The organism is Rhodoferax sp. (assembly GCF_012927445.1).
GTDB lineage: Bacteria > Pseudomonadota > Gammaproteobacteria > Burkholderiales > Burkholderiaceae_C > Rhodoferax.
Map to the genome: position 1 here is coordinate 1 of NZ_JABBPD010000008.1, position 14,670 is coordinate 14,670.

The 14,670-nt window shown below is 53.5% G+C and carries 15 protein-coding genes; 11 read left to right on the plus strand and 4 right to left on the minus strand.

All coding sequences use genetic code 11. The annotated features are described in order from the left end of the window. Nucleotides 1-723: 723 nt before the first annotated feature. On the minus strand, nucleotides 724-921 hold the full coding sequence (locus HHJ17_RS15600) for a hypothetical protein (protein WP_296506395.1): 198 nt from the start codon (nucleotides 919-921) through the stop codon (nucleotides 724-726). A 199-nt stretch (nucleotides 922-1,120) separates the two neighbouring features. On the opposite strand from HHJ17_RS15600, the gene HHJ17_RS15605 reads away from it, so the two are divergent. Together HHJ17_RS15605 and HHJ17_RS15610 are read left to right on the plus strand one after the other, a co-directional pair. Continuing rightward, entirely contained in the window at nucleotides 1,121-1,333 is a 213-nt protein-coding gene (locus tag HHJ17_RS15605; RefSeq protein ID WP_296506397.1) for a hypothetical protein, read from the plus strand. A gap of 303 nt (nucleotides 1,334-1,636) precedes the next feature. Further along, nucleotides 1,637-2,185: a DUF6088 family protein gene (locus HHJ17_RS15610; protein ID WP_296506400.1), complete on the plus strand. Its 549-nt coding sequence runs from the start codon at nucleotides 1,637-1,639 to the stop codon at nucleotides 2,183-2,185. A 35-nt stretch (nucleotides 2,186-2,220) separates the two neighbouring features. On the opposite strand, the gene HHJ17_RS15615 is transcribed toward HHJ17_RS15610, so the two are convergent. Continuing rightward, nucleotides 2,221-2,517 carry a hypothetical protein gene (locus HHJ17_RS15615; protein ID WP_296506401.1) on the minus strand — a complete coding sequence of 99 codons (297 nt, stop codon included), beginning with the start codon at nucleotides 2,515-2,517 and terminating at the stop codon, nucleotides 2,221-2,223. Between the two features lie 227 nt (nucleotides 2,518-2,744). After that, the gene (locus HHJ17_RS15620; RefSeq protein WP_296506403.1) at nucleotides 2,745-3,809 is read right to left on the minus strand and encodes a hypothetical protein; all 1,065 of its coding nucleotides are present in this window, start codon (nucleotides 3,807-3,809) and stop codon (nucleotides 2,745-2,747) included. Nucleotides 3,810-4,009: 200 nt separating this feature from the next. Between HHJ17_RS15620 and HHJ17_RS15625 the strand changes: the two genes are divergently transcribed. The 7 genes from HHJ17_RS15625 (at nucleotide 4,010) to HHJ17_RS15655 (ending at nucleotide 11,725) form a co-directional block, all read left to right on the plus strand. Further along, complete coding sequence (locus HHJ17_RS15625) at nucleotides 4,010-4,201, plus strand: hypothetical protein (RefSeq protein ID WP_296506405.1); 192 nt, start codon at nucleotides 4,010-4,012, stop codon at nucleotides 4,199-4,201. Nucleotides 4,202-4,428: 227 nt separating this feature from the next. Beyond that, a complete protein-coding gene (locus HHJ17_RS15630; protein ID WP_296506841.1) occupies nucleotides 4,429-4,587 on the plus strand; it encodes a DUF4113 domain-containing protein in 159 nt (52 codons plus the stop codon). A gap of 33 nt (nucleotides 4,588-4,620) precedes the next feature. Next, nucleotides 4,621-6,381 carry a P-loop NTPase fold protein gene (locus HHJ17_RS15635; RefSeq protein WP_296506408.1) on the plus strand — a complete coding sequence of 587 codons (1,761 nt, stop codon included), beginning with the start codon at nucleotides 4,621-4,623 and terminating at the stop codon, nucleotides 6,379-6,381. A 31-nt stretch (nucleotides 6,382-6,412) separates the two neighbouring features. Beyond that, on the plus strand, nucleotides 6,413-7,750 hold the full coding sequence (locus tag HHJ17_RS15640; RefSeq protein ID WP_296506412.1) for a hypothetical protein: 1,338 nt from the start codon (nucleotides 6,413-6,415) through the stop codon (nucleotides 7,748-7,750). A 501-nt stretch (nucleotides 7,751-8,251) separates the two neighbouring features. After that, complete coding sequence (locus HHJ17_RS15645) at nucleotides 8,252-8,833, plus strand: HAD domain-containing protein (protein WP_296506414.1); 582 nt, start codon at nucleotides 8,252-8,254, stop codon at nucleotides 8,831-8,833. 155 nt (nucleotides 8,834-8,988) lie between these two features. Continuing rightward, nucleotides 8,989-10,197, plus strand: a complete 1,209-nt coding sequence (locus HHJ17_RS15650) for an MFS transporter (protein ID WP_296506415.1) — start codon at nucleotides 8,989-8,991, stop codon at nucleotides 10,195-10,197. A 196-nt stretch (nucleotides 10,198-10,393) separates the two neighbouring features. Continuing rightward, entirely contained in the window at nucleotides 10,394-11,725 is a 1,332-nt protein-coding gene (locus HHJ17_RS15655) for a hypothetical protein (protein WP_296506417.1), read from the plus strand. A gap of 293 nt (nucleotides 11,726-12,018) precedes the next feature. On the opposite strand, the gene HHJ17_RS15660 is transcribed toward HHJ17_RS15655, so the two are convergent. Then, complete coding sequence (locus tag HHJ17_RS15660; RefSeq protein WP_296506419.1) at nucleotides 12,019-12,255, minus strand: hypothetical protein; 237 nt, start codon at nucleotides 12,253-12,255, stop codon at nucleotides 12,019-12,021. A 933-nt stretch (nucleotides 12,256-13,188) separates the two neighbouring features. Here HHJ17_RS15660 and HHJ17_RS15665 point away from each other — a divergent pair. Both HHJ17_RS15665 and HHJ17_RS15670 read left to right on the plus strand, forming a co-directional pair. Next, on the plus strand, nucleotides 13,189-13,839 hold the full coding sequence (locus HHJ17_RS15665) for a hypothetical protein (protein WP_296506422.1): 651 nt from the start codon (nucleotides 13,189-13,191) through the stop codon (nucleotides 13,837-13,839). Then, complete coding sequence (locus tag HHJ17_RS15670) at nucleotides 13,778-14,635, plus strand: hypothetical protein (RefSeq protein WP_296506425.1); 858 nt, start codon at nucleotides 13,778-13,780, stop codon at nucleotides 14,633-14,635. Before HHJ17_RS15665 ends, HHJ17_RS15670 begins: the two co-directional genes overlap by 62 nt. Nucleotides 14,636-14,670: the final 35 nt, after the last annotated feature.

Here is a 14,670-nt window from a genome sequence, read left to right on the forward strand (position 1 = left end):
ACGTCCTGCCTGGTACTGACCGAGGCTGTGAAACAGCGGGATTTAACCCGTCATCTCGCTGCGCTCGGGGTGGGGGAATTTGAGGTGGCCACAAGTGGGGGAATTTGGGTGGCCATCAGGGAGCGATTCTTCAATCGGCAAGTCAGTCCGAGGCCGCTGATTTTTTGGCAAAACAAAACCACGACTTTATTGACCGGCATCGACCAAAGGTCCAACGGTTCATTGCGGAAGGAAAGTGTGACGGAATCCTGGTGTCGACAACTGTCGTGTCGGACATCGCTCAGTCAAGGCCGCGCTTCGTTACCTATACTCAATTGACGCTTTGGTCACTGGAGTCGGCGGGCCAAGATGTGCAGAGTCGACTGAAAGTTTTCCGCGAAGTCTTTGGGAGCGATTGAAACTAAGTCGCCGGCAATTGAAAGCAAGTCTTGTTGTTGATCGAGTGTCGCTTCTGTTTTAAGAAAAGCCATGGTCTCTAGAATGCGCCATGGGGCAATTTATAGTAAAAATGTGGGAGACATCCATGGCCAACGATGGTGCTCCTGGATGGGACTAGCCCCCTGGAACGGGCGCGGGCCTCAAATTGGCAGAGCCATCATCTTCACACGGCTTTTCTCCACCAGAACGACCAAGCCCAAAATCGGTGGCCGCAAATCGCTAACGGTTGATGAACAAATGTGCGTCAAGCCTAAGCGTCGATAACGCAAGAATCATCAAGCACGTTTACGCCACGCCCTCTTCATCGTCATCAAGCGAAAAGTGACGTGGCTGCCCGCTTTCAGGTGAGTTCTGGCCCAGAGATGGCAAGCCAGTGCGCAACTTTGCCATCAATGCTTGGATCGATGGCACGGAGACGGGCCTCGCTGCCATCGTTACTCGAAACATAGTCACTTTGCATACTTTTTTGGGAATAGGCTTCATGGGGGCGAATCAGTAAAACTCGGCATCGACCGAGCCAGGCGAGTGCAAGCGTTCCTCGGAATGCGTGACCAACCCATATAAATCAATCACTTACATCGCGACGCTCACATCAACAGAGACGTCGGAAACTCCCAGGCCGAGCAGCAGCCACACTCCATGGAGAGGTCGGTAAAAACGTGAGTATGCGAAAGAGGCATCATTGTCCAAGCCGTCCCAACCCACCTTCGCCGTGGAGATGAAAGTTCTCGCGCGTTTCCACAGGACCAAGCAACCTGGAATGGAAAGTTTTAAAACTTCGGACGTAGTGAAACCGGCGTTTCGGGACTTCCACGCGGTGATGGAGCAAATCAAGGCAGCGGCCAAGGCCGAGTCGGTCGCAAAAGGCGCGATGAAATTGCAACAGGCCGCCTAAGAAAAAGCCAATGGCCAGTCGCAAGCGTTCCGAGATATGCGCGACAGTTTCGGGGGCGGGCGGTTAGAAATTGATGACGAACGACATGCCAAAACTGCTGCCTAGCGCCCGAATTCGCCACACTCAGGACTCAGGGGCCGCATCGCCCGTTAATTGCACATGCCAAAAGTCTCGCCGTCGATAAGGATATTTTTAACCTATTAAAAATTAGGGTGAAAATAGACTTATTATTGATTCTATGCGATGGCGGTGTTAAATTAAGTGTAGTAATACCCTACGTTTTGATGGGTATCTAAGGCACATATGAGAAAAGTCGACTTCATTCATAAACTGGCGGAGCTTGATCGGAAGGGGATTTACGTCCTTGCAAAGCGCGATATCGAGCGTTTGTTCCCCAATGAAGACGCGAAAGCGCTGGAAAAGTCTCTCCAACGATTGGTCGCGGACAGGCTTTTGTTAAGGGTTGCCAAAGGGATTTATCTCAATCCGTATGCCTCATCGCGAAACAGTTGGGCGATTGAAGAGATCGCCAAGGCGTTGAGGCCGGATAGTTTTTCATACGTCAGCCTGGAATCTATCTTGTCTGAGTATGGAGTCATTTCTCAAATTCCAATAAGTCGAATCACCATCATGACCACGGGGGCCAAGGGTGTATTCGAAACACCCTTTGGGACCATTGAGTTCACCCACACCAAGCGATCTCCTGAAAAATTGATCAGCCGAACAATTCATGACAAAAGGCGTCCTTTGAGAATTGCAAGCAAAAAGGCCGCCGTGCAAGATTTGTATCGCGTAGGCAGAAACACGAACATGATCGACGAAGAAGAGCTGGAAGAGGAGTTTGAACCATGAGCAAGAAAGACTTCGACGAGTTAGTCGAAAGGTGATCAAACAAAGATCTTCCTTGGCTTCCATGCGTCCCGTAGTGGAAAAAGAGAATGCTTTGCAAGGATGTTGCGCAGCACCTTGATGGATGGGGGATTCCATAAGCGCTCCCACAGGTCTGTTGGCGCTTCGATGCTGGACTGAATGACGTCGTGCCCCCCATAGGGTTTGGTCAGACAAATGACGTCGTCAAAATCCAGAAAAAGAAGTGGTCGCCCTTCGCGGCGAATGCCTTTGTAAAACCGGTTCAAAGCGGCTCTGCCGTTTTGATTTTTTAGTTCTCGTGAGGTAGTCGTCATTCTCACGACTTTATAGCCAAATCAGACTCAGCGTCGCGCCCGTTCCTCCGTATGCGTGGTTTTTCATCTTCATAGCCTCGCTGATCGGCGGCCAGTAGCCTCCGTCACCTTTGGAACAATCGATTTGGCGAGAATGTTGCGACGGTGCTCCATTGATTGCGCACTGGGTTAGCCCTAGTGCGAAAATCCAGCGACAAAGCCCCAAACCCGGCGGGTTAACGCAGGGGCTAGTAAACGCGCACGTCGGCCGGGTAGCCCGAAGAGCTCGATTCAATAAACGCGTAGGCGAATACAAGTTGCCAATCGGTATGGCGAGGAAACGGTGAAGCCCCTGATGGCCAATACCGTCCTGTGTCGATCATCTGGACGCCATGTGAGGCCGCAAGTCCATGCAGGACGGTTTCGATTTCGTGAGCACTGGGATTGCTCGGCATCATGCAAGGCATAAGCAGGAGAGCGAGCTCTGTCTGTGTAAGAACTTGCTGTTTGAAAGGCTGCCCCACAAGACTCGGTATGCGGCTTGGCGGTGAAATCCATCCGTAGAGCTGCTTGCCAAGGAAATGCTGGATGTTCGCGCGGCTTAGAAGCGTCTTCTTGTGGGCCTGCGTCGCAGCCTGCTTGGGAAGAGGTTTGTTGGCAACAGAGCCTAGGAGAGACCACTGCGCGACCAATGGCAACAACGCAAGAGCGGGGAGAGGGCAAATCCAGGATGCAAGGGGAGCATATGGCACCGAGCAGGAAGGAGCTTTGCTTCGCCGTGCCCCTTCATTGCTTTTGGGCTGAATCGCGCTTGAAGTCAGATGGGCGTCTGCAATCGACGGCACTCCCGCGTTGAAGGTGAAATCAAAAGTGACATGTTCGACGGAGAACGATGCGGATTTGGTGCTCGGCAGCACGACCTTGCTCGGAAAGCGAAGGAATGCGGCCTGCTTGGCCCCTTGCGTATTGGTCAACGACAGTGCGGCCAGCCACCGACGAATTCCATTTGGATCCTCAATTCCTAGGGGGAAGTGTCGGCCAAGAATGTCCTGATCCCCCTCGAAGAAGGTCTGGTAGCTCCGCGAGAACAGGTTTTGACTCTCCATCGAATGGTCAAAGTCGCTCAAAACCATCGACTCGGCAGGACACCCTTCGGGGTAGTTCAACCACCAGCTTCGTGCGTCGTCATACGCAGTGGTTTGTAGTGGGTCTGTTCCGAGTTGAATCTCTTCATTTCTGAGGCCCGCGAGAATCAAAATCTGCGCAAGCCGTCGCATGCGCTCTTGCTGGCCATGGGTCAGGTTTTTCTTCATCTCATCTCCCGCCCTCTATTTACACCAACCGAGTTGCCGCGCCAACTTGTCGCGGGGTGCATTTGTCGGATTTTTCGCGGATGGCAAGACCCGGCCCATCCGTTCAAGGTCATCCGCTCCTGTTGCGCCCGAAGCTTTCGGATTGCTGTTGACTTAAGCATGGGTTCTTGAGAGGGTGTCATAAACACAGGGAGGGAGCTATGTTTACATTCCAGATCGACCCGCATACAACAGGCGAGTATGTCTTTTTTGCTGTGATTCTCGTGCTTTTTATTGTGATGTTGTTTCTGCTCCCAAGCATGCAGCGAGATTTAGATCGCAGTCTGGAGAAGGCTTTAAAGAAAAAACCAAGCCCCAAGGTAACCGGCGAGACATCCAAAGACCATAGCTAAGTTTTTCGCGCCTAGTCCAATAAAAATACCGATTGAAGATACGCTCACAATGGCAGAGGAGGCTTCGTCTCGAACCCTTGCTAATAACCACGCAAGTTGTTGAGGGCTCCACTTGCCAGCACCATGGGCAATTGCGATGATAAGCATTACTCCAAAAAGGAAGACGCCAGCAGTTTGAGCTCGACCTTGGCGAGCACGAGCCTGCGCGGGACCGAAGCCGTTTGATGATGGCGATGGATGCGGTGAATGACCGATGGGGTCGAGGTTCGGTCAAGGTCGGAAGCTCAAAGATTGGGGATGCGCCGAGAGACTGGGGCATGAAGCAAGAGCGCAAGACACCGGGCTACACCACCGTATGGGACGACATGCCGGTGGCGAAGGCGTAGTGCATGATCAACAAAACTAAATGAGAGGGCGGCATGTCATTGCAATCAACCAAAGATCACCTGATTCAACTTCTCGACGATCAAGACAATAAGGTCGTCGCGCTTTCAGGCAAATGGGGCACAGGCAAAAGCCACCTCTGGCGAGAGGTCAAAGAGGCTTCCGGTGACGAAAAAGTCCGAGGGGCTCTCTATGTCTCTTTGTTTGGTCTTTCGAGCATCGATCAAATGAAGAAAAAGCTCATTGAAATGGTCATACCGGGCGTCGAATCGAACCCCGGAATGTGGGAGAGCGCAAAGCAGGCTGTGAGCTCAGGCGTAAAAGTGCTTGAAGGCTTCCATAAGGGATTCGGGTCGCTCAATGACCTCAGCCTTATTTTCGCGCCCGCTATGTTGAGGAACAAGGTCATTGTCCTCGACGACATTGAGCGCAAGCACGACAAATTGAATGTCGAGGAGGTGATGGGGTTCATTGACGAGTTCACGCAACAACATGGCGCGCGAATCATTTTGATCCTTAACAGCGACCATCTTTCTGACAAGGGGATGTGGGACACGCTGCGGGAGAAGGTGATAGATCAAGAGGTGCGTCTCGACACGACGCCAGCCGAAGCATTCGGTATTGCAACGAAAATTGTTCCCACCCCTTACGCCGATCGCATCAAGAAAACGACTCAGTCCTGCGGAGTCACAAACATTCGAATCATCGGTAAGGTGATTAAAGCGGTGAACCGGATACTGGGAAAAAGGGAGGACTTGTCCGACGAAGTGCTGTCCCGCGTCGTGCCATCGACGGTGCTTCTCGCCGCAACGCACTACAAAGGATTGGACAACGGGCCTGATTTCGAATTCATCCTCAAGATCGCCAACCCGGATAACTGGGGCGACTACGGCAAGAAGGCAGAAGAGCTGGATGAAGCTGGCAAGCAGCGCGCAAAGTGGCGTCTTTTGCTCCAAGAGATTGGGGTCAATGGCTGCGACGAATATGAGAACATCGTTGTCGACTTCCTGAAATCAGGGCTCTTCGATACCGCCGATGTCGCAAAGGTCATCGACAGGTATGCCAGTGAAGCCGACGTGATGCACGCAATGACGTTGGCGAAGCTGTTCCAGGAACATGTGGTTTGGCACCACAAAATGACCGATGCCGAGTTGCTCGTTGAGGCTCAGGAAGTGGCCAAAAATTCACATTTGTTGGATGCCTATTCTGTGACGTCCAAGCATCAGTTGGTCTCGGAGCTCATAGGTGGGCAACCCATTGCGGACGCACTGCTGAAAAACTGGATCGATGTATTCGAAGCGAAGACGCTTGAAAACTTCGATTTCGACAACTTCTGGAACCAACCGATCCACCCGGACATACAGGTTGCATTTGATGCGGCCAAAGCCAGGTCGCAAGCCAGCTCAACCGTTTTCGACGCATGCAAGCACATCGTCATTAATAGTGGATGGGGGCGCAAGCAGGAGGCTGTTTTAAAGGCGGCCACCGCGCAAGAATTCGAGGCGATCATCCGGACCTTGGAAGTGGACGACCTCCGACTGTTCATGTGCAGGTTTTTGGAGATGTGCGTTCAGTCAGGGACCTACACCCCGCACTTCGGCACCGCGACGGATTGCTTCATGGACGCATGCAGGAAAATCTACAACGACCCGACGGTTCCCCGCCTTGCCAAGCTCGTGGAGATTCTGTTCAAGAGCTCAAAACTCGAAGTGCATTTGGTGCCGCCCGTTGCGGTTCCAGCGGCCATTCCGGCGGCGCTAGTTGTCGCTGCGGTCCAGCCTGTGCTCGCACCATAACAGGCCCGTAACTTTTGTATTGGGTGTTGACATGATCACGATTGGCGAAAACGTATTTCGGGACTACCTCTTTCTGCATCACAAAGAGGATTTGGCAAGCCTGATTGTCGGACGTAGGGCACCCGTAGAGTGGACAGAGGATTCATTCCCGTCCATTCGCTTTCTTCTGCAGCGTCAAGCTGAACGGAGGATCAACGGTATTCTTGACAACTTGCAAACGCTTGTCCTGACAGCTAAGGAGCTCGCACTTGATCGTGGCGCCAACCACCCTACACGGGTGGATCTCTTCGGTGGTTCCGTAGATTCTGGGGTCACGATCATCGAGTTGAAAAAATCGGCTCAAACGGAGCGTCAAGCCTTCACCGAATTGCTGGCCTATGCCAATTACTTTTGCTCGATCTTTCCTGGACTTGAAGAGCAGACAATAACTTCAGTGCTCGTGGCGAATATGGAGACGAGGACGGCTCGCGACGCTTATGTTCAAGAACTTGTCTTCAACAAAAAACAAGTTCTTTCATTGATTCCGCATGAAGTGAATGAAAAATTCACTTTGGAAGTTTTCTACCCCAACGAAAGCTACTACCAAGGGTTCGAGAACAACATTGTCCACGACAACTCGATGGCTTGCGTGGCGATTGCATTTCCTTTGATTGAGGGCTGGATTGATTCAGACCTCAAAAGTGCGGATCAAAGCCTGCCAAGTTACTCAGCTGACGCGTTGAACGACATTTCATCTTCAATTGCTCAAAAATTGGAGGCCGACGGTTACCATGCCATCGTTTACGCCAATCAAAAGTGGGGAAACATCGCCACCATTTTCCCTTACCCAAATGTCATCTTCGTGGCAGCGATCAATCCATTCGCATCGCACAGAACATCGGTGCATGAAGGCGAAGTGTATGGCGACTCAGAGGAGGGTCGAATTGCACAGGTCCAGGCCATTTATGACCAGTTGACTGATGAGGGAAAGGAAGGCAACTGGGTCGATGCATTTGAAAACCATTTCCAAAGCGCCCTCATTCGGTGCGTTCGCGATCAAATGGAGCTCTGCTTTCTCAGCGGGCTTGGCGAAGTAAAGATTGAAATTTCCTTGCCTGACTGGGGCGGAATTAAAAGCAGTTCCATCGATTCGGTGTTTGTTCACAACCTTAACGCGCATACGACCGGGCTGCTCCGCGAGATATATCTCGAATACATCAGGCATGTTTACGAAAAAGGTTTTGACGATATTTTCTATTCGGATGATTTGCCAGGCTACGCATACAAAATGCTCTACCCGTTTCTGCCGGTATGGGAGATTGTCAAAGGGCTTGGCCATGCGGATGAGGAGATGTCTGAGGAAGAGGAAGGCATTGAAGAGGATGATTGAAGCCTTTCATACCAACCTGATGGCCAATTTTCATTGAGCGGATCAGGGAGCAGTCTTTTTTCCCGGATTCGCCATCCGCTCTTTGGTGCATTGCCCAAGGATTTGATTCTTCTCGTTCACATCATGGGCAACGGTCGACAAGCTTGCTCACTCGATGGCCAGCGTCTCCATGGCACTTCTACATACTTTTTGCCGGCCAAGGGTGCCGCATTGCGGTGTCCAGCGCAAAGCGTTCCGAAAAATGCGTGAAACGGTCGGTTGCCACTGGCGAATGGGCGCATTTCAGGTCGCGCTCTCCAATGGGGCCATGGCGATGCGTATGGTTCGCAATCTGTCAGGCTTCTGATGGGCATTTACGCATATGAAGGAGCGCTTTGGGTAGCACTCGGCCGTTGGAACATGGTTTCCTAGGGGAAACTTCCACAGCCATTGCAGGGCAAATTTACGCATACGGAGGAACGGACGCGACGTCGAGTCTGATTTGGCTATAAAGTCGTGTGAATGATGGCTACCCCACGAGAACTAAAAGATCAAAACGGCAGAGCCGCTTTGAACCAGTTTTACAAAGGCATTCGATGCAAAGGGCGTCCACTGCTTTTTCTGGATTTTGATGACGTCATATGTTTGAATAAACCCTATGGGGGGCACGACGTCATTCAGTCCAGCTCCAATGCGCCAGCGGATCTGTGGGATCGATTATGGAATCCACCGTCAGTCAATGCCCTCCGCGACATTCTTGCAAAACACTCACCAAGCATCGTTATCACAACCAGTTGGCTTCGATTCATGGAGCGTGATGGTTTTGTGTCTTTGTTCCGAAGAACGGGACTCGAAACGGTAGCCGAGTCATTGCACGAGGCGTGGGAGGCGCCCCAAACTCATGGCTCAACACGATTGGCTGCGGTTGAGACTTGGTTGTGCAAGCACCATGCTGGACAGTCTCTCGTTGTTCTGGATGATGTCCAAAGTGGAACGGGATTGCGTGGTTCCCGCTTGGACAAAGCAGGTTGCGTTGTTTTATGCGAGGCGGATGTTGGCTTGCAAGAGCAGCACTTACATGTTGTCGACAAGGCGTTTAGCTAGATCAGCACAAAAGAGTAGTCACCGTAGTTTCCCCTGGGAAACTTTTCTGGGCTTGCCGGTGTGGCGCCACGCAAATGAAGGAACGGTCTTGACGTGAGGTTTGATTTGTCGCTGGTTGCCGGTAGGATGGCCAGTCACATTGAGGTCCTTCACTCTTGATACATCACCTACTTCCCAAGGGTTCCGACCGCGGCATCGCTCCGATATTCGCGGCTCGCGCCATGCGCGGCTTCGCCGACGGCTTTGTCGCCGTTCTGTTGCCGGTTTACTTGTTGGAAATGGGGTTGGGTGGGGTCGAGGTCGGGGCCATCGCCACGGCAACCTTGTTTGGCTCCGCCTTTGCAACCTTGGCTGTTGGAGCATGGGGGCATCGTTGGACGGGTAGGGCGTTGATGCTGGGAGCGGCCGCTCTCATGGTTGCCACAGGGCTTGGCTTCTCGATCATGTCGTCGTTTTGGCCGCTTCTGATCGTCGCGTTCATGGGCACGCTCAACCCCAGCTCGGGCGACGTCAGCGTTTTCCTGCCCTTGGAGCATGCCCGGTTGGCGGCCGCCTCCGACACGGCGTCGAGGACCGATTTATTCGCGAGGTATGCGTTGACCGGAGCACTGTGCGCCGCTTTGGGAGCCTTGGCGTCGGGACTCCCCGAGCGCGTAGTCGCCTTGTCCGGCATGACAAAGCTCGACGCCCTGCGTGGCATGTTTATCCTCTACGGGATCGTCGGCGCCGCGGTGTGGGCCATGTATCGAAAGCTGCCGGTCCTGGCGGAGGTTGACCAGGCGAAACCCGCACCGCTGGGGCCGTCCAGAGCCGTGGTGGTGAAGTTGGCCGCTCTGTTTTCGGTGGATTCGTTCGCTGGCGGGCTCGTTGTCAATTCGCTGCTCGCTCTCTGGCTCTTTCAGAGGTTTGGCCTTTCGCTCTCCGCGGCTGGCGCCTTTTTCTTCGCTTCCGGGCTTCTGGGGGCGGCTTCACAACTTGCGGCGCCGAAGCTGGCCAAGCGGTTCGGCTTGGTCAACACCATGGTCTTCACGCATATTCCTGCCAGCATGTGCTTGATCGCCGCGGCCTTCGCGACCAATGTCGGCGTGGCGCTGGGTCTACTGTTGGTCCGCGCCATGGTGTCGTCGATGGATGTGCCAGCTCGAAGCGCATTTGTGATGTCGGTGGTGCAACCCCATGAGCGAGCTGCGGCGGCCAGTTTTACTGCCGTCCCTCGAAGCCTTGCATCGGCGGTGAGCCCTCTGCTTGCGGGCTGGCTATTTCAATCGGGCTGGTCGGCCACGCCATTGGTGGTTTGTGGGGTCCTGAAAATCGCATATGACTTGGCGTTATGGCGTGCGTTCAGGCTTTTTAAGCATGAATGATTGGGTCTGAATCAGCCACAGCACTCGCGAACGATCTAACCGCGAGACGTTAGGCCAAAGGGGCTCGGAAGAGCCCCTTTTCACGATGGTTCCACAGTGGCGGACGCACATCTACTTTCGCTCGAACCAAGTCCAGGGGTGGGCGATACTGATGTCGATGCCGAATTCGGCAATCCAAAAATGGAGAAATCGACATATGGATGAAGATAAAAAGCCCTCGCGCCGTCATCGGCCCGCTAAATACGAACGCCCTATGCCCTGGTGGCTGCAACAAGTCCGGGCGCGTCCCTTGGCTACCGCTGGCACGGTGGTCTCGACGGTAGGGGGCATCTTTTTGCTCATGTTTTTTTGCCAGCTTGGCGGAATGCCGGAATTGGACTTGGCGGGAGCAAGCGCGATACTGATGGCTGTCGCGGCAATCGGATTCGTTCTGTCCGCAGCATTGACCGGCTGCGCGCTTGCTGCAGGTCTCATTCTGCGTGGCAATGAGCCGAAAGCGAATGAGTTGAGGACTCCGAAGGCCTTGGTGTTTCTGGCTCTGCCTGGATGGTTGAGCGTGTTTGCCGTCTCTTGCTATTTGGCATGGAAGCCAAACGGGGACATTCCAAATTGGGCTTTCTCTTTCCCTTTCGTCCTCATGGTGGTGTTCGCATGCGTCTATGCATTATTGAAACCGAAATCAGACATGGTCAACGATGGCGCCAACAATGGTGCGTGGACCAAGTTCGGCAGAGGGATTGGTTATCTGGCCATCAGTTACTTTTGGTTGTTGACTGCCGCCTCCGCGTTCATCACGCTCTTTGCCATGTTCCCGCGCGACGGAGATAACAGCAGATTTCTAATCGGCTTGGTTGTGTGGACAACATGGTGCTACCTGTCGAACGTGGTTTTGGTCAAAGTCACCAAAGCCAACACACTGGTGCTGATGGCTGGATGTTGCGCCATGAGCTTGTTTATGCTCCTTACCGTCTCTGGAAATTGGGCTGGGTTGCCCATGGCTGCCGTTCGTATGTTAGGCCTCGGCGAAATTCCCGTCGCCCTGGTGCTGACCTCGGAGGGGTGCGATCATCTGAACAAAGCGGCAGGCGGGCGTCCGGTATGCCGCGTCGAAGCGGGTGAAAAGACAGCGACTGTGTGTCCGGCATTATTGCGCTCACGCATTGGGGCGCCTTTTTTCATAGAGCTCTCGCCGTATGACGAGAAAGGGTATTGGCCTCAGGTGCATCCGCCGACTAGGTTGACCGCGATTGCCATTGCAAAGTCGGAGATTCCATCGTGGAGTCGGCTCGCGCCAATGCCTGCAAAGAAGGCGTCCGGCTCGCGCGCTTCTGACGCGGTTGTCACCTACCTTGAACCCTCAGCCAAGGATTCTTGGGTCTACGAACAATGCGGAGCAACACCCATATCTTCGCCACCGAACCCCGTTGTTCCTGCTAAGCTTGTGCCTGCCCCCAAGACCCAACCCTCAGGTCCAAGAGATCAGACACCGTTGTTTGTTCGTAAAATCACACCGCCTCCCCTTCGTTAAGAGAGCTACGATACTTCGTAGCTGACTGTCTCGATTTAACCAAGCGTTCGCAAGTCTCGAATTCTCGCCCACAACGATTATCAAATCATGCTAAAGATGCCTGCCGGTAAGATGTCCTCAAGTCCAAAGACTCGTGTTCAGATTCTAAAGATTGAAAAAATGGGTGAGGACGGAAGATCCCTCAATCCGCCAGAAATTGAGTATTGGGTAGCGACTCTCGACATTCCGCCGCAACTGCTGGGGCAGTCGCATGCTACTTACCGCGCGGCGTTTGAATGGGCGCAAATTAAAGGCTACGATTTGTCAGCGGCCTCACCCGCTCCCTGATCAGAAGATCTTGATTGCCTGTAAATTTCTGAAAGTCTTTGCTGTGCAAATGGGGTCCAAACGGGCTTCAGATCGCCGTGCGTTGATTGCCAATGCTTAATGACGATATCAAGAGCTTTGTTGGCTTCGATTTCTGCCTCAGCTGGGGACAATCGATGCATAGCCGCGATGAAAGCCAAGTTCCAAAATTCTTCTACATTCATTTTGAGGTCTCCCTTTGCGAGACTAATTTACTAGCACGACGAAACGCAAAAGTCAATCGCTTGCCGTGTGGGAAATCGCCTTGATGCAAGCGAAGCAACCCATTGGCATCGAAGCCATCACAATCAAGGCATGCCTCACGCATCTCACAACCCCGAAAGAGATCATGCCGAGCTTCTGAAACTGCTTTTGATCGTTGTTGATGCGCAAGCGGGTCACCCTATTGAAAAGGGTCAAGCTTGGAAAAATGACCGACAGACCCTAGCGAAGAAACTGGCGTATCACCTGCGGACAATTCAAACGATTCGCGAACGCGCGCCTACAACTCATTGAAGTCGGAAGACTGGCTCTCGATCCCAGTGTCGGAGCCCTACGTCTGCCTGCCTCCCAAACCTCGGTCGGTCAGACCTCGCAAGAACGCGGCGGAGATGTCGCATACCTCATTGGACAAGGCTGTGGCAGTGGCTTGCGTTTCGAATGAGTTGTGGTAGTATCGATACGTTTCCGAACACCCAACATTATTTTCTTGGCATGTGCGGAATTCGCGGTTTAGGTTAGCGCGTCGTTGTGTAGCAGTGCTCCACATTCACTTACATCAACGTCGCCGTCGTAGCTCGCCTGAGCATGAATGTGGAATATGGATACTGTTTTATTAGAAGAAAGGGTGCATAACATGCGCCCTTTTTCGCTTTCAAACCCTCTTGCGAAAGTCCTGTATGGATCAAATTTGGTTCCAAATTGTCCGCGACACTTTGGAGGAGGCGATGGCGAGCACAGGGGGGCGAGTTGTTAGCGGCGCCCGTTTCAGCTCCATTCTGAAACGAAGGGCAGACGAGGGTGGATTAGCCTTTCCGCCGCCACCGCTTAGGAGTTTCCGCGCTTTCATCGAGTCTTTCAGGGACATCGTAATTCCTCAGCCCCGCTCCGGCCGAGACATGTTGATTGTCCCGGTCGATCGGCCGGAACTGCTTTCGATAGAACTGGATGATCCTAGCGCGAACCGCATTCGGGACGATCTGTTCAAGGCGCTGACCCAAATCCCCAGGCATGCTGATGACCCGGCTCCCTACTATCTGCCTTCGACCGACGAGGTCGTTTGGTTCGCGCACGATGTGCCGAGGCCAGGGGAGGCGATCAGGTTTCCGGCAGCGACTTTCGAGCAGGAAATTGCCGATCGCAAAGAATTCATCGACTCGCCGGAGGTCAACCTCCCGCACACGGCAAAGTCAACGCTCTCCATCGCATTGGAGAGCAGTTCGCCACTCGGAGCGTTTTCTTTTGCCGTCAAAGAGTTGGACATTTCGTCGAGTTGGCATCGTTATCGGATGTCGGCAATCCTCATGCGCTTGCGCCGGTGGAGCAGCGAGAAAAATATTCGATGGAGTCCCCATTGGATCGCGGAAGTCCGCCCCAAGCCGAGCGATGTGCCGGCGGCGGAGCAAATCGCGGTCCAGCCTGTCGTTCCGGTCGTCGTCGCGCGCGAGTTCTTGGGCGCGCTCGCTTCCGTGATCACCGAAGAGGACCTTGCCCGCATTCAAGTTCCGCTGGACCTTGTTGTCAAGGCTTGGCCATCCAGCCGCGGTTGAGCCTGAGGCCGTCGCATTGCTTGCGGGCATCCCGCAGAAGTTGGTCAGGCAGGCCAAGGCGGCGGTGAAGGCGATTCCCGAGCAGATGCTTGCTGGGTGGGACATCAGGGTGTTTCCCGCGAAGGGAGAAAACCCTGAGATCACCGATGCGGATCTGCCGGACTTGCTGCAGCGGGCGGCGAATGCTGATGGTGCCCACATCATTGGGTTTCATCAAACAGGCGGCCAAGGTCGCGTCGCCGTTGCCCTGCGAACCCATTTCAGATTTCGCTGGGGAAGCAATGAGATGCTTTGGAGCGTTGCCGGCAGCTTGGATCAGTTTCGGGAGCATGTCGAGTCGATACTGATGGAGGAGGCGCGGTGGCGGGAGCATGTGATGCCGGCTGACAAGAGTTCTCCCCTGATCCTCCCAAAAAAGGTATTCGAGCCGCTGGCGGGCCATGCAGACATTTGGGAGGAGTGCGAGATGTTCAATCGAGAGGTTGAGCATTTTGAGCAGCTCTCGAAAAAGATTAAGCACTTTGCCAAAGAGCACACCAAGCCTTACCAGGCGAATCAACCATCCTATATGGTTGACCGGGACCGCTTGGTCTGGAAAGACAAAGGCCCCTACTATGCCAAGGCACCCTTCCCGCGCCAGTGGAAGTATTCCCTCCATGTAGGCGAGGCCTTCCACTATGACGTGGAGCATCAGCAAGGCCGTGAATTCACGTTGACCGATACCAGCGGCACGGCAAACTCGATCAAGCCGACCAAGCACATCAACATCGATTGCCACGGATTCAAATCCCATTGACCAAGGGGAGCCCGCTCGATTGAGGCATGAAGATC